The organism is Archangium sp., from assembly GCF_057119385.1.
Genome location: NZ_DBNGVP010000128.1, coordinates 1 through 15317, shown reverse-complemented (window position 1 = coordinate 15317; position 15317 = coordinate 1). Strand labels below are relative to the sequence as shown.

Sequence of the window (15317 nt, the reverse complement as noted above, 5' to 3'; positions counted from 1 at the left end):
TCCGCCCTCTCCCGCGCACCGGGAGGGGGCGTTGTCATTTCCTGGGTTTGGGGGAGGACAGCACCTCGATGCTCGTCACCGGGTTGCCGCGGGCATAGAGGTCCGCGGAGGTGCGCACCAGGGTGCCCTCGCTGAGGTTCTTCAGGGCCATCTGCTGGCGCCCCTGGGTGACGCGCACGTCCCGGGCGAGCGACAGCGTGCTGGTACCTCCGTCCTCCTCGTCGAGCACGAGCTGCTGCGGGGTGACCGAGCGCACGCGGCCCCGGTGGATGACATTGGCCACCGCGACGCCCTCGCTGCGGGTGTCCGCCGCTTTGCCCGCGGTACCGCCACCGCCCGCGCCCTCGGCCGTGGAGTAGCCGATGCCCGGGGTGCCCTCGGGCGCCTCGGCGTTCGAGTTGCCGGCGGCGGAGCTCCCGGTCCCGCTGCCCCCCGTGCCCATGTCCTGGCCGCTGCCGCCCGTGCCCGTGCCCTGGGCCGCCTGGGCCCGCGCGAGCTGGACCCGCATCTGCGCGACCTGCTGCTCGAGGGTGGCCACCTGCGCGCGCAACCGGGCGATCTCCACCCGCTGCTGGGTCTCGAGCGCCGACAGCTGTTGCGTCCCCGTCCCCGTGTCCTGCGTGGTGTCACCGGTCCCGGAGCCGCCCGTGCCCGTCTGGGCCGTCGTGCCCGTCTGGGCCGTCGTATCGCCGGTCGTCAGCCCCTGGTCCGAGCCCATCCCGTCCGACGTCCCCGTGATGCGCGTGTCCTGGGTGACATCACCCACGGAGCCCTCGGGGTACGGAGATTGCGCCAGAGACACGCCCTGCGTGGCGCTGCACACGAGCACCAGTCCGAGCACCGCGATTCCCAAATCCCACCAGGTCGGCTTCCGCATCTACGCCGCGCTCCCTTCTTCCGTGTAGAACGTTGGGCGGCGGACGTCCGCGAGCAACCGGCTCGGAGCCGGGGACACGGGACGAACGGAGCGGTGCATCGGCCGCTCTCCGAGCCTCCGAGGAGGCTCCCGGCACACGGATGCCACCTCCGTGTGTTGGGCCGGTCTCGCGTGGCACATGGGGGCTCAGCGCTTGTCGAACCAGGATCCTTCGTCCAGCAACCCAGGCGGTATCACTCCGGTAGGCACCGGCGCATCCGGTCCCCTGCCCTCGCCGGCTTCGTCCGAGCCCTCGGTCCGCCTGGAGGCCTCGCGTCCTCGCAACGTCCTCCGCGAGCCCGCGCCCTGGCTGGTGGCCGACTCGTCCCGCGCGCTGGACATCAACCACCGCATCACCCAGGGCTACATCCAGCTCGCCCATGAGCTGCAGGCCCTGCTCGAGCCCGGGTACCAGCCCGGCGGGAGCAGCCGCGTCCTGTGCAACTGGTTCGCCTTCGCCCCCCACGCGTCGCTGGAGGCGGGCAAGGGGATGCTCGGTGCGTACCTCGCCCGGGCCATCATCGACACCGCCCAGGGCGAGCCCTCTCCCTCCATCCAGCGGGCGCTCGACCGCGGAGGACTCTCCGGTCCGGATCGCCTCGTGGCGGAGAAGGTGGCGGGCACGCTGCGGTTCTTCGGCCTGTCGCATGACGTGGCCGCCTCCCTGGGCACACTGCTGAGCGCGGCCAATCTGGACGTGCTCGCGGACCCGCGCACCCTGTGGATCACCACCTGGCGGATGGCTCGCGTGCTCCATGACGCGCCGGGCGCCCTGCCGCTCGACAAGGCCGAGTCGGTGGTGCGCACGCTGGAGCAGCTGCTGCTCGATGGGAACGTGGCCATCTACGGGGACATCGCCACGGCGGCGCGTGCGTACCTCGAGTGGCGCGGGCGCTCGGGCGGGAACGAGGTGAAGCCGCTCCAGGTGGTGGAGGGCTTCGCGCTGGACGGAGCCTCCGTGGGCGAGGCGCGGCGGGCCCGGGAGTACGCACTCGAGCACGTGAAGGACTCGCCCCAGCCCACGCACTTCGCGACCGTGCTGCCCGAGGTGGGGGGACGGAGCTTGCTCGTGGCCGCCTTCGCCCTGTTCGAGGATGCGCGGCGGACGGCGGAGGGCCCGGAGCGCAATGCACTCATCGGCTTCGCCAACAACTACCTGGCGTGGCACGAGCAGCACAACGCCGTGCAGCCGGCCTTCACGCCGGCCACCCCGCGCACGGGCGAGGTGCCCCGCGACGCCCTCATGCACGCGATGACGCCGACACTGCGTCTGCCATTGGGGCCCGTCGCCTGGGAGTTCAGCGACTACGCCGATCGGCAACCGGACCGGGACCACAACTTCCTCACCTCGAAGCCGACCGAGTACAACTGGGCGCTCTTCGAGGATCGCTGGCCCGCCATCCTGGATGCCTTCGACGTCGGATACCGGAACCAGGCGGGGCTGTGGCAGATGCCCCAGCCCCTCATCCAGTCACTGGACCTGCTGGAAGTCGATTGAGGTTCCGGCGGCGCGGCGTACCAACTGGTCCAACAATCGGACCAGTTGCCATGTGCTGACACCCGAGGCCCTCTCCCCTCGCCCTCCGGGAGAGGGGATATTGTCCCTGAAAGGGATTAGCGCTGCTGCTGCTGCTGTTGCTGCGGCTGCGGCTGCTGGCGCTGTGGCTGTCCCTGCCGCTGCTGACGCTGTGGCTGCCCCTGCGGCCCCTGCTGCTGCTGTGCCCGCTGGGGCTGCGTGACGATGTTCCGCGCGTACTCGCCACCGGAGATGAGCGCGAACGAGGTGCGCACTGTCGTTCCCTCGGAGATCTGGTCCACGGGGATGCGCTTGAGGTCCGGCCCCACGAAGGCCCGCGTCTGGTCATCGACGGCGAGGCGGTAGAAGGTGCCATCCGAGGTATCGACGATGTCGATGTGCTTGCTCGTGACGTCGACCACGCGGCCATCGAACACCGCTGTGGCCACGGTGACGGGACCCTCGATCTTCATGTCCTCCGGGTCCGGGCCCGGGGTGCCGGTATCGACTCCCGGCGTAGGGCCGCTGGTGACCCCACCGCCCGTTCCTCCACCACCCGTTCCGCGCAGGGCATCCACCTCGGCCTCCAGGCGGGAGACGCGCTGGCGCAGGGTGGTCAACTCGCGCTGCATCGCGGATTGCTCGCCACCGCCACGCCCGGTCGCCGCCCCGCCGCCGCTCACCCCGGTGCTGCCCGTTCCGGTACCGCCACCGCTCACCGAGCCCGTTCCACCGCCGCCCGTGCCACTGCCCACGGTGCCCATCCCCGAGCCCCCTGCCCCACCGAAGCCCCCTGCCCCACCGGTCTGCCCGGTGGTGCCCTGTGTCCCCGCGCCGCCTCCGGTCGCCGGCTGGCCCTGGCCCGTCCCGATGCTCCCGGCCGACTGCTGCCCGGGCGACCCGGGAGCCTGGATGGCTGTCGTATCCTGTCCCCGATCGATACTGGCCGCGCCCGAGGGGCTCGCCGCCGGGGTGTTTCCCGTGTTCTGCTGCTGCGCCAGGGCCACCAGAGGGGCAGTCCCCATGAAGGCCAGCGCCATCCAGATGGCTCTCCGCATGCCGTTCTCCTCGTTGACCCCTCCCCGTGGCGAAAGGTGGGAATTGTTCTCGGAGGGACACACCCGGCCCGAGGCGGCACCCCGCCTCCCTGGCGGCTCTCGGAGCGGGCGTGTCCGGATTGACGCACCGGGCCGGCATGAAAGAGAACGAGCGGTGAAACTCCCGGCGGCTTCATGTCACCACGGCGCGTGAGCCACCTTTTCGCGGTCCGATTGCCCCTGGTGGGCGGCGCGTCCTCGGCCGACGACGCCGAGCGCCGGCTGCTCACGCGTGCGCGCCGGGGGGACCCGGTCGCCTTCCGCACGCTCTTCGAGCAGCACTCGCCCGCCGTGTGGCGCTTCCTGAGAGACCTGTTCCGGGACGATGCCGCCGCGGACGAGGCCACCCAGGAGACCTTCGTTCGGGCGCACGGGAAGCTCGGGGCGCTGCGGGACGATGCGCGCCTGGCCTCGTGGCTGCTGGGGATTGCGCGCCACATCTACCTCGAGTCGCGCCGGACGCGGGGCACGCACCTGGACATCGGCTCCGAGGAGAACGAGCCGCTGCTGGAGGCCGCCCTGCCCTCGCCCACGCCGGAGGACCTGTTGCTGGACCGGGAGATGGAGGGGCTGTTGGCGGAGGCGCTCGGGGAGCTGCGCGAGGAGCGGCGCTCGGCGCTGCTGCTGCGGATAGATCATGGGCTGGCGTACGAGGACATCGCCCAGGTGATGGGCTGGTCGCTGCCGAAGGTGAAGAACGAGATTCACCGTGCACGGCTGCAGCTGCGCGAGCGGCTCGCCGGGCACATGGGGAACGGAGGACGGTCATGAGCACCCCCTGCCGCGAGTCGGAGTTGGACGCGCTGCTCGCAGGAGAGCTCTCCGCGGAGGAGGCCGAGCGGGTGAGCGCGCATGCGGCCACGTGTGCCACGTGCACGAGGGCGTTGGCGTGGCTGCGCACGGAGCGCGGGTGGATGGCGCAGCGGGCCCGGCGGATGCCGGCGCGTCCGGCGCTGCGCTTCGAGGCGCTGGAGGCGAAGCTGCGTCCGGCGTCCGTGGCGCGTCCGCCCCACCGGGAGCACCGGGGCTGGGTGGCGATGATGGGAGCGGCGGCGGCGGTGGCCTTCATGGCGCTGAGCATGGCGCCGCGCTCGCATTCCACGTCGCACGGCGGGTTCTCCTCGGAGGACGGGTGGAGCGAGGGAATGGTGTCCATCGCGCGGGTGCCGGCGTGCATGGACCCGAGCGTGGAGGCGGTGGCGCGGGTGGAGGCGACGTTCGGGGCGTGCCTGCTGGCGTCGCCCGCGCGGCCGCTGCCCTGAGAAATGAAGTGGAAAATGGCGCGCTGAAACTCGCGCGCCGCACGCGTCACTCATGAGGGCCAGGGGCGAGCGGGACGAAGCCGCCGCCGGCCCCAGGGGGGCCTGGCCAATCCAACCCATACAAGAGGTCACTCATGAAGCGCATGCTCACCGCCGCGCTCGTTGGCGCGTTCGTGTCTGGTTTTGTCCCGGTGTCGTCGGCCGAGGCCTGTGATGGCAACTGCCCCAAGGGCCATGTGGCCAAGGAAGCGGCGCCGCGAGCGGCCACGCCCCGGCGGGAGGCTCCGAGCCAGGGCCCGGCGGACGCGAAGGTGACGGTGGAGGTGTGGTCGGACTTCCAGTGCCCCTTCTGCGCGAAGGGCGGCAACACGCTGAAGCAGCTGCGCGAGAAGTACGGGGACAGGATTCGCATCGTCTTCCGGCAGATGCCGCTGCCCTTCCACGAGAACGCGCGGCTGGCGGCGGCGGCGAGCATGGCGGCGGCGGAGCAGGGCCGCTTCTGGGAGTTCCACGACGCGCTCTTCCAGCAGCAGACGGAGCTGGACCGGAAGTCGCTGGAGAAGCTGGCCAGGAAGCTGAAGCTGGACGTGGAGGCCTTCCAGCGCGCGCTGGACAGCGGCGCCTACGACAACTACCTGGACGCGGAGATGACGGAGGCGCGCCAGCGCGGCGTGTCGGGGACGCCCACCTTCTTCGTCAACGACACGGCGCTGGTGGGCGCGCGCCCGGTGGAGCAGTTCATCGAGGCCATCGACGCGGAGCTCGAGGGCTGAGGGCCGCGAGGCTCCGGGCCGGGCGTGGGCGCTCCCGCGGGACACGGGAGCGCCAGGGGACACGAGCGTCCCGGAACTACGGGTTCTGCGCCTCGCGGAGGGCCTGCTCCACGGCGGGCAGGGCCTGCACGAGGCCGTAGCCGAAGACGGGGTCCTTGCCCACGGCGGAGTCCGGCGAGCCCTCGGCATCCACGAGGTCCTTGGCGGTGCTCTCGAGGATGCGGCGCACGTCGGAGTTCTTGAGGTTGGGGTTGGCGCTCCACACCAGCGCGGCCACGCCGGCGACGTGGGGCGTGGCCATGGAGGTACCGGTGCTGTAGGCGTAGTCCCCGCCGCGGATGCCCACGCGCACCGTCTTGCCGAACTGGCCGCGGAGCAGCTGCGCGGTGGTGGTGGTCACGGCCGTCACGGGCGGCCACTCGGCGGAGTTGCCCAGGGTGAAGCCCAGCTCGTCGTCATCGGCGGGGTCGTTGTTGCCGATGATGACGGCGCGCGCGCCCTGCGAGCGCACGTTCTTCACCTTCTCGTTGAAGCGGATGTCGCCGCGGTCCACGTAGGCGACGAAGCCCGAGCAGGCGACGCTGGCGCCGAGGCACGAGCGCATGCTCGCGCCCAGGCCGCAGTCCACGAGCGTGCCCTCGTACTCCTCGAAGGGGACGTAGTCGAGCGAGCGGGACTTGTAGAAGGTGCCGTCGGCCACCAGGTTCGCGAAGGGCGAGTTGCCCCGCGGGTAGGTGGAGTACACCCCGGTGCCGGGGGCCACGAGGCTCAGGTGCTCGCCGCCCTGCGAGTAGCTGGCGTGCTTCATGTCCGGCTTCACCGCGCCCACGGCGATGACGGTGCTGTAGGCGGCCGGGTACATGGGCGTGTACGGGGAGAGGTCTCCGGAGTTGCCGCTGGCGGCCACGGCGAGGATGTTCGCGTCCCACAGCTCCTGGAAGATCTTCTCCTCGGTCTCGTCCGGGGTGGACGAGCCCAGCGAGAGCGAGACGATGTTGGCCTTCATCTCCCCGCACCACTCGAGGGCGGCGATGACGTCGGAGGTGCGGCCATCGCCGCGCTCATCGAGCACGCGGGCCACGAGGAGCCTGGCGCCGGGGGCCATGCCCACCATGCCGTTGCTGCTGAGGGTGGCGTCGTTGGGGTCCACCTGCCCGCCGGAGCCGAGCTGGGCGACGATGGTGCCGGCCACGTGGGTGCCATGGCCGCCGCCCCACGCGCCCGAGGCGTCCTTGTCCTCGGGGTTGTCGTCGTCGTCGATGAAGTCCTTGCCCCCGGCGTACGTCACCTTGAGCTCGGGGTGGTTGCGGTCGATGCCGCTGTCGATGACGCACACGGTGATGCCGGAGCCGGTGACGGCGCCGGAGTCGAACACACCGTCACCATCGGCGTCCCACACCTCGTTGGCCCCGGTCATGCGGACGGCCCAGGTGGACTCGGAGGGGGCAGCGGGAGTCTCGGGTACGGCGGCCAGGGCGGCGGGCACGGAGGGCGGCAGGCCGAGCGCGTGCACGGGCCGGTCCGGGGTGATGGAGAGGACGTCGGGGTCCTGGGCGAGCCGGGCCTGGGCCTCGGGGGTGAGGGAGAGGGCGGCGGCGTCGAGCGAGGGCCAGTGGTACTTGAGGCGGCCGCCGGCCTGGCGGAGCTTGTCCTCGCGCTGGCGCAGCGCGGTGGCCGAGCGCATGCCGGCCTTGGAGCGGAAGCGCACCAGCACGGGCTGGGCGGCGGTGGACGCCGGGCGCAGCGCGGAGGAGGCCGTGCTCACCGGGAGCTGCTGGCCGGGGGAGCGGCTCAGGTCCGAGATGACCAGCTCGGGGCAGAGCGGCTTCTCCTGCTGCTCGGGGCCGTCGGTGGGTTCGACGGCACAGCCATTCACACCCAGCCCCAGAAGGCCCAACAGCACCAATCGCCTCATATGTACGTCTCCTTACCCCCGTCCGGGGGAATGGCACCGCCTGGCGGTACCGGGCGGAGGACAAGGGCCCGCAGAACGCCTGGAGGACGGGCCCATTCCGTATTGAACCACGGTAGGCCGTCTGGCTGCCGGACGGTAGGGAGGACGAGCGGGGGAACCCCCGGCGGATGAGGGCTGGTGGACGTCAGGCGTCGGCGGGGTCGATGCCGAAGAGCCGCTCCACGTCGCGGGAGTAGTCGGCGAGCTGGCGCTCGACGTCCTGGGGGCTCCACCCGAGCAGGGGGGCCATGTCGGAGGCGGCGAGCCGGGCGGCGGCGCGGCCGAGATCTCTCGTCTCGAAGGCGACCTTGAGGCGGCGCACGAGCAGGTCGGACAGGGTGTGGACGAGCTCGTGGGAGACGCCGTGGACGGCCTCGGCGCGGATGTAGGGAAGGCCGGGAGCGAGGGGCTCGGCGAGGAGGGGCTGCTCGCGGGTGAGGGCCCACACCTGGCGCCAGCGGCCGCCGTAGGCGCGCACGAGGTGGAGGGCGGTGTCCTCGCGGCCGACGGAGGAGCGGGCGGAGGCGAGCTCGGCGTCGAAGGAGGGGATGTCGCCGCCGGGGAGCGGGAGGGAGTGGGTGGGGGCCTTGCGGTGGGGGAGGCCGAGGGCGTGCTCGACGGCGTCGACCATGTCGCGGGCCATGACGCGGTAGGTGGTGAGCTTGCCGCCGGAGATGGCGAGGACGCCGGTGGGGCTGGTGTGGATGGCGTGCTCGCGGCTGGCGCTGCCGGCGTCGCCGGAGCCGGAGTAGCCGCTGGCGACGAGGGGGCGGATGCCGGCCCAGGCGCTGACGACGTCGTCGCGGACGAGGTGGGCGTTGGGGAAGAAGCCGTTGGCGGAGGTGAGGAGGTAGTCGACGTCGGAGACGCTGGCGCGGACCTCGGAGGGGTGGGCGCGGGTGGCTGTCTCGGTGGTGCCGATGATGGTGTGGGTGCCCGCGGGGATGATGAACATGACGCGCCCGTCGACGGGGGACAGGAGGGTGAGGGCGCAGTCGGTGGGGAGGCGCTCGCGGGGGACGGCGATGTGGACGCCCTTGGAGCCGCGGACGGTGGGGCCGCCGCCGTTGGCGGCATCGAGCTTGCGGATTTCGTCGGACCAGGGCCCGGTGGCGTTGACGATGACGCGGGCGCGGACGGTGAGGGGCTGGCCGGTGAGGGAGTCGACGACGTGGGCACCACGGGCGCGGCCGTCCTGGATGACGAGGGAGCGGACGGAGACGTGGTTGAGGACGATGGCGCCGGACTCGGAGGCGGCGAGGGCGTTGATGAAGGTGAGGCGGGCGTCGTCGGTGGCGGCGTCGTAGTAGCGGGAGCCGCCGCGGAGACCGTCGGTGCGCAGACCGGGGACGGTCTGGGAGACCTGGGAGGCGTTGAGACTGCGGGAGCCCTTCACATTCCGGAAGAGGGCGAGGGCGTCATAGAGCTTGAGGCCGGCGGCGAGCTTCCAGCGGGGGATGCGAGCGCCCTCGTAGACGGGCCAGACGAAGGGGAGGGGCCGGACGAGGTGGGGAGCGAGGCGGAGGAGGCGGTAGCGCTCGATGGAGGACTCGAAGACGAGGCCGAGGTGGCCGTGCTCGAGGTAGCGGACGCCGCCGTGGATGAGGCGGGAGGAGCGGCTGGAGGTACCGGAGGCGAAGTCCTCGCGTTCGACGAGGGCGACGCGGAGGCCGCGGAGGGAGGCATCGCGGGCGATGCCGGAGCCGGTGACGCCGCCGCCGATGACGAGGAGGTCGAACTCGGAGGAGGAGAGAGCGAGCAGGCGCTCGGAGCGGGGGCGAGGGGGCTGGGGGAGAGAGGGGGCAGCGACGGCGAGCGAGTCGCTGGGGGAGAGGGGTGAGGAGAGGGCGGCGGATTGAGGACGCACGGCGGGAGTGTAATGGCGAGGGTACGGGCGAAGCAGCAGGAAGCGAACGCGGTGCGTCAGAGTCAACGCCCTCTCCCTCTGGGAGAGGGTTGGGGTGAGGGAAGACGAACATTTGGAGCCCCAACGTCCCCAATATCCCCTCGCCCATTTCCCCTCTCCCCTCGGGAGAGGGACGGGGTGAGGGTGCCACGGACCCCGGGTTCCCCCCTCTGCCCCCAAGAGGAGACACTGTGGGAAAGGGAGCGAGCGAGCTGCGAGGAGAAGGAGGAGTGACTACCTCCACAAGGCGGAGAGCAGGAAAGCGGAGCCTGCGGGTCCGGAGCTGGGGGAGGTGGAGCGTGAAGACGGTGACGTACGAGCGCAGCGGGAGGACGAACACGGGGGCGCAGGCGGTGCGGCTGGAGGGGCTGAGGCACCTGAGGGTGCTGGAGCAGGGCGAGACGGTGGTGGAGCGGGAGCTGACGGCGGACGAGCTCGAGCGCCTGGGCCCGCTGGTGGAGGAGGCGGAGCGGCAACCCGCGCCGGCGGTGGTGGAGCCGGTGGCGGGGGGGCCGAGGGGGATGGCGGTGAGCCTGGCGTTCGAGGACGAGGAGGCGCCGAGGGTCCGCCTGGAGGCGCACGCGGGCCAGCGGGCACGGGGTGACGGCTCCCCGTACGACGAGCTGCTGGAGGAGCTGGACGAGCTGCTGACGGAGGAGCTGCACCTGAGGGCGCCGAGGCACGCGCACGCGGTCTTGCCGCACGAGCTGCGCCAGGAGGAGTAGGCCCGGCCCACGCCCGAGGGAGACGCGAGAGTCTCAGTTGGCGGCGTGGGAGACGGAGGCGGAGTCGGAGCGGCCGCTGGGAGGCGGCTCGAGGGGGAGGGCCACGGAGAAGGTGGCGCCCTGACCGGGCTGACTCTCGACGCGGATGTCACCGCCGAGCGACTCGACGATCTGCTTGACGATCCACAGCCCGAGGCCGAACCCACCGTAGTGGCGTTCGGAGACGGCGCGTTCGAAGCGCTGGAAGATGCGGGCCTGGTTCTCGGGGGCGATGCCGATGCCGTGATCGCGCACGGTGAGGCGGGCGAGGTCGCCATCCTGGACGACGGTCATCTCGACGGGGTGGTTGGCGCCGTACTTGATGGCATTGGAGAGCAGGTTGGTGACGACCTGCTCGAGGCGGAGGCGGTCCCAGCGGCCGATGACGGGGGCCTCGGCGTGCAGGAGCAGACGGCACCCGGCGCCGGCGGCATCGGCCTCGGCGCGAGTCACGACATCCTGAAGCAGCGCGGCGAAGTCGACGGTCTCGTGCTCGAGGGCGAGGCGGCCGGCGCGGATGCGGGAGACATCGAGCAGGTTGTTGACGAGCTGGTGGAGCCGTTCGGCGGGGCGGCGGGTGGCCTTGATGCGCTTGCGAGCGGGATGGGGCTGGCCATCGGGGCCGGTCTCGGGGAGCGAGCGCCAGAGCAGCTGCAACTGGAGCTGGAGCGAGGTCAGGGGCGTCTTGAGCTCATGGGAGGCAACGGAGAGGAAGTCATCGCGAATCTGGAGGGCCTTCTGCAGGTCGGAGGCGAGGGCTTCCACCTCGCGGCGGGCGAGCACCTGTTCGGTGACCTCGGCGCACAGGCCCATGGTGCCGAGGATTTCGCCGGCATGACCGCGCCAGGGCTGCCAGGTGAGGTCGAAGTACTTCACCTCGGGGTGGCCGGAGCCGGAGAAGTCGGCGCGGAGGGGGACCTCATGGCCGGTGAAGGGGGTGCCCTTGCGGTACACCTCGTCGAGCAGGTGGAGGAGGTTGGGATCCAACCCGGAGAAGGACTCGCGGACGGAGCGGCCGGGGGTGAGGAGCTCGCCGACGAGGGTTTGACCGAGCGGGTTGACGAGCTCGACGACGTGGTCCTCGCCGCGGGTGAGGCAGATGGCGACGGGGGCCTGCATGAAGAGGGTCTCGAGACGTTCGCGTTGGGACTCGGCCTCGAGGTGGGCGTCGTGCTCGCGGGCGAGGAGTTGGGCGCGCTCGTGGTCCTCGCGGAAGCGGGCGGAGATGTCGCGGAAGACGATGACGGTGCCGAGGGAGGGGCCGTGGGGGTGGGAGACGGGAGCGGAGGAGTACTCGATGGGGAGCTCGGCGCCGTTCTTGGAGAGGAGGAGGGCCGGGTGGCCGAGCTGGACGGGGCGGGGCTCGGCGGAGGCGAAGCGGGAGGAGTCGAGGGGCTGTCGGGAGGAGGGGTCGACGAGGCGGAGGACGAGGGAGAGGGGCTGGCCGATGGCATCGGACTCGCGCCAGCCGGTGAAGTAGGAGGCGACGGGGTTGATGAAGCGGACGAGCCCATCGGGGCCGGTGGTGAGGACGGCGTCGCCGATGTTGCGCAGGGTGGTGGAGAGGGTCTGGCCGTGAACCTGAGCGGAGGCGCGAGCGTCATGGGCCTCGTGGAGGAGGCGGCGGACGCGGGAGGCCACCAGGATCATCAAGGCGGAGACGCCGGTGAAGAGGGCGCTGGAGAGGAGGAGGTGGGAGGGGGGGCCCGGGGTGCGGAAGAAGACGGAGGTGAGCACGAGGGCCAGGACGGTGGCGAGGGCACCGGGACCCGGACCGCCGAGCCAGGCGGAGAGGAGGATGGAGGAGAGGAAGAAGAAGGAGGGAGAGGGAGCGAGCCAGGGGGCGAGGAGCCACTGGAGGGAGAAGGCGAGGCCGGAGAGCAGCAGGGCCAGTCCGAAGCGGGCCCAGGGGGGCGAGCCCTGGGGCTGGGAGGAGCTGCTGGGAAGGAAGGCCACGGCGTCTCCGGGGGGAAGCGACGGGGGGACGGAATGCGGCAACGGATAGATGGAGGAACGCCGGGAGGGAACCGGAGAAGTCCCCTCCCCTTCCCGAGTGAGTTCTAAACCGGGCACAAAACCCCCCCTGAACCGGGACAGTGTAAGCGGCTGGCCGAGGAGGGGGCCAGGGAGGGGGCTGGGAGGACGGGAGGAGGCGGGTTGCGGGGGGCGAGGGCGGGTGGGTAGAGAGGGGGGATGAAGCGAGTGAGGTTTTCGGTGCACCGGACGGCGGGGGAGGCGCGGCTGAGGGCGGGCTTGCTGACGGGCTCGGGGTTGTCGGTGGAGGTGCGAGGGGAGAGCCTGACACCGTTGGCGGGGGAGATCCCGAGCACGGAGACATGGGTGGAGTTGTGGGTGCCGGAGGAGGAGGTGGAGAGGGCGAGGGAGCTATTGGAGGAGGTGGAGGGGGATGGGGAGAAGGCGGTGAGGGAGGTGGAGTGTCCGAAGTGCCGGGAGGAGAACCCGGGGAACTTCGAGCTGTGCTGGAGCTGTGGGGAGGAGTTGCCGGAGACGCCGAGGCCGCGGCTGCGGGCGGTGTCCTGAGGCGAGGGGGATGAGCCTGACTGATTGCTGCTGGCACCAGGTGTCGGGCAGTGACCAGGGGAGCGGGCGAGGGGCGCTGCGGAGGGGGAGGCGAGTCCCTTAGAGTCGAAGGGCCGTGTTGAACGTACCGCCGCCCGCCGAAGAGAGCCGGAAGGACCGAGGCCCCGAGCAGCTCCCGGAAGTGCCGGGGGAGCCGGGGAGGCCGCGCCACTGGTGGCTCGAGCGGGGCATGAAGAGTGTGCTGATCGCCTGCCTGGTGGCCTTCGGGGTGCACCTGATCCCGCTGTTCCTGCCGAGGAACATGCCGGAGCAGGAGTTGGCGATCGCGAAGGCGATACCGGACGCGGTGCAACGGGCGCAGGTGCTGAAGAAGCTGAAGGAGAACCCGAAGACGACGGGGGCGCACCTGAGGGGGGCGGCGGAACTGTTGCTGGAGGGAGCGCCGCTGGACGCCTACGAGTTGGCGAAGGAAGCGGAGAGGCTGGAGCCGGGGGAGGTGGAGACGCAGCTCTTGCTGGCGCGGGTATGCCACGGGCAGCGGATGAACCGGTGCGAGGAGGAGTCGCTGGCGAGGGCGGCGGAGTTGGCGCCGGCGGATGCGAGGGCGGCGCTACTGCGAGCGGACTTCGCGGAGAGGGACGGGGACTTGGCGGGGGCGCTGAAGGCGGTGGAGGAGGCGTACGGGAAGGCGCCGGGGGAGGCGGGAGTGGGGCTCAGGTACGCGAGGCTCCTGAGTGCGACGAACCGGGGAGAGGAAGCGATCCAGGTCTTGAAGAAGCTGGAGGAGACCCTGGGGAGGGCGAGGGCCTGGGTGGAGGAGGGGCTGGTGAGGGTAGCGCAGGGGAGGATGGAGGAAGCGAGGGAGCTGTTCGCGAGGGCGGTGGAGGAGGAGCCGGGGCTGGTGATGGGGCACTACCAGTTGGGGATGGCGGCGTACCGGGTGGGAGACGTGGAGGGAGCGGAGGAGGCGTTGAGGGAGGCGGATCGGCTGGACATGTCGGACATGAGACCGCTGTCGGCGCTGTGTGAGATTCAAAGACAGACAGGGCGATTGGACGACATGAGGGCGACGAGGATGGACCTGGAGAGACGTTTTCCGGAGCGGATGGACGCGGTGAGAAGCGCCTGCCGCACGCCGTAACCAGGCAATCCCGAGCCCCAAGAATCCCAATATCCCCTCGCCCTCCGGGAGAGGGACGGGGTGAGGGTATCGAGCATCCCAGGTTGAGCCCGTGTATGCCCCCTCTCCCTCTGGGAGAGGGTTGGGGTGAGGGTCAACTCACTCGGGAATGCCGCGGATCTGCCGGAGCAACCGGGCGGCGGCCTTGACCTCGAGATCGACGGATCCATCCGCGATCTCCGTGCGGACGACGGCCTGGAGGAAGGGGATGGCCTCGTCGTGGCGGCCCTCGGAGGAGAGCAATTCACCCAGGGCCATGCGAGCGCGGGTGAGCATGACGAGGTCCTCGGCCTGGACGGAGGCATCGATGGCATCGCTCAAGGCGGACTCAGCGAGCTCGGGCCGGCCGCGCGCGAGGAGCTCACGGGCGCGGAGGAGGTGGCGGGAGGCATCCATGGAGAGAGCCAGAGGGCAACGGAACCGCGACACGGGACAACGAGCGGGAGGCCGGGTTATCCCAGGGGGATGGAAGACGAGTCGCGGATCGTGGAGTTGGAGCTGCGCTACATGCAGCAGCAGGAGCTGCTGCAGGAGCTGAGCGAAGTGCTGTACGCCCAGCAGCGGGAGCTGGACCTGCTGAGGGCGGAAGTCGAGCAGCTGAAGAAGAAGCTGCAGGGCGAGCCGGGCCTGGTGGACGCGAGGCAGCACGAGAAACCGCCGCACTACTGATCGCGCCCGGACCAGGTCCGGCGGGGACTAGAAGCGCCAGCCGAGGCGCAGACCGACATGGGGCCTGGGCTGGAGGTAGCCGACCTCGAGGCCGAAGCTGACGGAGCGGCCCTGGTAGCCGAAGCCGAAGGCGCCATGGGCACGGAAGACATCGCCCTCGAAGAAGATCCACGGGCCGCCGAGGACCTCCACGTAGAGGGGGGTGCGCCTGGGGTTGAAGCGGAGGCTGAGGTCGAGGGGGACGCCGAGACTATTGGGTGAGGTGGTGAGGAGGGCGCCGAAGCGGGTGCCAATGGAGAGGGGGCCGACGAAGATGAAGTCGACGGTGCCGGTGAGGTGGAAGAAGGCGCCGGTGTCGATCTGGTAGTCGCCGCCGAGGGTGAGCCGGAAGTCAGCCGCCTCGGCGCGCTCCGGGGCCAGCAGGACGGCGAGGGCGAGGAGACCACCGAGGACGGGACGCAGCAGCTGCTTCATGGGCGACGAGCTCCTGGACTTGAAGGGTGGAACACCAATCAAGCAAGCCTGGAGAAGCATCGCCAGCACGAAGATGGAAAGGGTGTCGCGCAAGGCACTGCGCCGCGGAAAGACACACGCGGAGCGGAGAAATGCAGCAGCCCGCAAAGGCGAAGGCCCCGAGTCTTCACGTGATGTGAGGACTCGGGGCCTTCAAAAAAAATCCGGCAGCGACCTACTCTCCCGCGCGGTTTCCCGCGGAGTACCATCGGCTCTGGAGGGCTTA

Annotated in this window: 15 protein-coding genes and 1 rRNA gene; 8 read left to right on the top strand and 8 right to left on the bottom strand. The window is 71.0% G+C overall.

All coding sequences use genetic code 11. The features are described 5' to 3' along the window. Window positions 1-34 precede the first annotated feature (34 nt). On the bottom strand, window positions 35-877 hold the full coding sequence (locus AC16DP_RS31430) for a hypothetical protein (protein ID WP_329732821.1): 843 nt from the start codon (window positions 875-877) through the stop codon (window positions 35-37). 193 nt (window positions 878-1070) lie between these two features. Between AC16DP_RS31430 and AC16DP_RS31425 the strand changes: the two genes are divergently transcribed. Beyond that, window positions 1071-2414 carry a hypothetical protein gene (locus AC16DP_RS31425; RefSeq protein WP_329732820.1) on the top strand — a complete coding sequence of 448 codons (1344 nt, stop codon included), beginning with the start codon at window positions 1071-1073 and terminating at the stop codon, window positions 2412-2414. Between the two features lie 116 nt (window positions 2415-2530). Here AC16DP_RS31425 and AC16DP_RS31420 read toward each other — a convergent pair whose 3' ends face one another. Further along, window positions 2531-3490 (bottom strand): hypothetical protein, encoded by a 960-nt coding sequence (locus AC16DP_RS31420; protein ID WP_329732819.1) that lies wholly within the window; start codon window positions 3488-3490, stop codon window positions 2531-2533. Between the two features lie 189 nt (window positions 3491-3679). Between AC16DP_RS31420 and AC16DP_RS31415 the strand changes: the two genes are divergently transcribed. The 3 genes from AC16DP_RS31415 (at window position 3680) to AC16DP_RS31405 (ending at window position 5564) form a co-directional block, all read left to right on the top strand. Beyond that, entirely contained in the window at window positions 3680-4300 is a 621-nt protein-coding gene (locus AC16DP_RS31415) for an RNA polymerase sigma factor (protein ID WP_329732818.1), read from the top strand. Continuing rightward, the gene (locus tag AC16DP_RS31410) at window positions 4297-4791 is read left to right on the top strand and encodes an anti-sigma factor family protein (protein WP_329732817.1); all 495 of its coding nucleotides are present in this window, start codon (window positions 4297-4299) and stop codon (window positions 4789-4791) included. The genes AC16DP_RS31415 and AC16DP_RS31410 overlap by 4 nt, the downstream gene beginning before the upstream one ends. Before the next feature lie 134 nt (window positions 4792-4925). Then, window positions 4926-5564, top strand: coding sequence for a DsbA family protein (locus tag AC16DP_RS31405; RefSeq protein WP_329732816.1), 639 nt, complete (start codon window positions 4926-4928; stop codon window positions 5562-5564). Window positions 5565-5640: 76 nt separating this feature from the next. Here AC16DP_RS31405 and AC16DP_RS31400 read toward each other — a convergent pair whose 3' ends face one another. Then, window positions 5641-7479 carry a S8 family serine peptidase gene (locus AC16DP_RS31400; RefSeq protein ID WP_329732815.1) on the bottom strand — a complete coding sequence of 613 codons (1839 nt, stop codon included), beginning with the start codon at window positions 7477-7479 and terminating at the stop codon, window positions 5641-5643. 184 nt (window positions 7480-7663) lie between these two features. Continuing rightward, window positions 7664-9385 (bottom strand): glycerol-3-phosphate dehydrogenase/oxidase, encoded by a 1722-nt coding sequence (locus tag AC16DP_RS31395; protein ID WP_329732814.1) that lies wholly within the window; start codon window positions 9383-9385, stop codon window positions 7664-7666. Between the two features lie 338 nt (window positions 9386-9723). Between AC16DP_RS31395 and AC16DP_RS31390 the strand changes: the two genes are divergently transcribed. Further along, window positions 9724-10149: a hypothetical protein gene (locus tag AC16DP_RS31390; protein WP_329732813.1), complete on the top strand. Its 426-nt coding sequence runs from the start codon at window positions 9724-9726 to the stop codon at window positions 10147-10149. Between the two features lie 33 nt (window positions 10150-10182). On the opposite strand, the gene AC16DP_RS31385 is transcribed toward AC16DP_RS31390, so the two are convergent. Beyond that, window positions 10183-12144 (bottom strand): sensor histidine kinase, encoded by a 1962-nt coding sequence (locus AC16DP_RS31385; protein ID WP_329732812.1) that lies wholly within the window; start codon window positions 12142-12144, stop codon window positions 10183-10185. Window positions 12145-12381: 237 nt separating this feature from the next. Here AC16DP_RS31385 and AC16DP_RS31380 point away from each other — a divergent pair, with 237 nt between their 5' ends. Both AC16DP_RS31380 and AC16DP_RS31375 read left to right on the top strand, forming a co-directional pair. Then, a complete protein-coding gene (locus AC16DP_RS31380; RefSeq protein WP_329732811.1) occupies window positions 12382-12729 on the top strand; it encodes a putative signal transducing protein in 348 nt (115 codons plus the stop codon). Between the two features lie 229 nt (window positions 12730-12958). Further along, window positions 12959-13870: a tetratricopeptide repeat protein gene (locus AC16DP_RS31375; RefSeq protein WP_329732810.1), complete on the top strand. Its 912-nt coding sequence runs from the start codon at window positions 12959-12961 to the stop codon at window positions 13868-13870. 138 nt (window positions 13871-14008) lie between these two features. On the opposite strand, the gene AC16DP_RS31370 is transcribed toward AC16DP_RS31375, so the two are convergent. Then, window positions 14009-14305 carry a hypothetical protein gene (locus AC16DP_RS31370; protein WP_329732809.1) on the bottom strand — a complete coding sequence of 99 codons (297 nt, stop codon included), beginning with the start codon at window positions 14303-14305 and terminating at the stop codon, window positions 14009-14011. Window positions 14306-14374: 69 nt separating this feature from the next. Between AC16DP_RS31370 and AC16DP_RS31365 the strand changes: the two genes are divergently transcribed. After that, window positions 14375-14578 (top strand): SlyX family protein, encoded by a 204-nt coding sequence (locus AC16DP_RS31365; RefSeq protein WP_329732808.1) that lies wholly within the window; start codon window positions 14375-14377, stop codon window positions 14576-14578. Between the two features lie 27 nt (window positions 14579-14605). Here the strand turns inward: AC16DP_RS31365 and AC16DP_RS31360 are convergent, their stop codons facing one another. Continuing rightward, window positions 14606-15052 carry a hypothetical protein gene (locus AC16DP_RS31360; RefSeq protein WP_329732807.1) on the bottom strand — a complete coding sequence of 149 codons (447 nt, stop codon included), beginning with the start codon at window positions 15050-15052 and terminating at the stop codon, window positions 14606-14608. Between the two features lie 201 nt (window positions 15053-15253). After that, a 5S ribosomal RNA gene (rrf, locus tag AC16DP_RS31355) occupies window positions 15254-15317 on the bottom strand; the annotation flags it as partial.

Bases quoted from the DNA above. Each gene is read 5' to 3' on its own strand.
- AC16DP_RS31430 (WP_329732821.1), bottom strand. From the start codon at position 877: ATGCGGAAGCCGACCTGGTGGGATTTGGGAATCGCGGTGCTCGGACTG.
- AC16DP_RS31365 (WP_329732808.1), top strand. From the start codon at position 14,375: ATGGAAGACGAGTCGCGGATCGTGGAGTTGGAGCTGCGCTACATGCAG.
- AC16DP_RS31410 (WP_329732817.1), top strand. From the start codon at position 4,297: ATGAGCACCCCCTGCCGCGAGTCGGAGTTGGACGCGCTGCTCGCAGGA.
- AC16DP_RS31420 (WP_329732819.1), bottom strand. From the start codon at position 3,490: ATGCGGAGAGCCATCTGGATGGCGCTGGCCTTCATGGGGACTGCCCCT.
- AC16DP_RS31360 (WP_329732807.1), bottom strand. From the start codon at position 15,052: ATGAAGCAGCTGCTGCGTCCCGTCCTCGGTGGTCTCCTCGCCCTCGCC.
- AC16DP_RS31400 (WP_329732815.1), bottom strand. From the start codon at position 7,479: ATGAGGCGATTGGTGCTGTTGGGCCTTCTGGGGCTGGGTGTGAATGGC.
- AC16DP_RS31405 (WP_329732816.1), top strand. From the start codon at position 4,926: ATGAAGCGCATGCTCACCGCCGCGCTCGTTGGCGCGTTCGTGTCTGGT.
- AC16DP_RS31380 (WP_329732811.1), top strand. From the start codon at position 12,382: ATGAAGCGAGTGAGGTTTTCGGTGCACCGGACGGCGGGGGAGGCGCGG.
- AC16DP_RS31370 (WP_329732809.1), bottom strand. From the start codon at position 14,305: ATGGATGCCTCCCGCCACCTCCTCCGCGCCCGTGAGCTCCTCGCGCGC.
- AC16DP_RS31375 (WP_329732810.1), top strand. From the start codon at position 12,959: ATGAAGAGTGTGCTGATCGCCTGCCTGGTGGCCTTCGGGGTGCACCTG.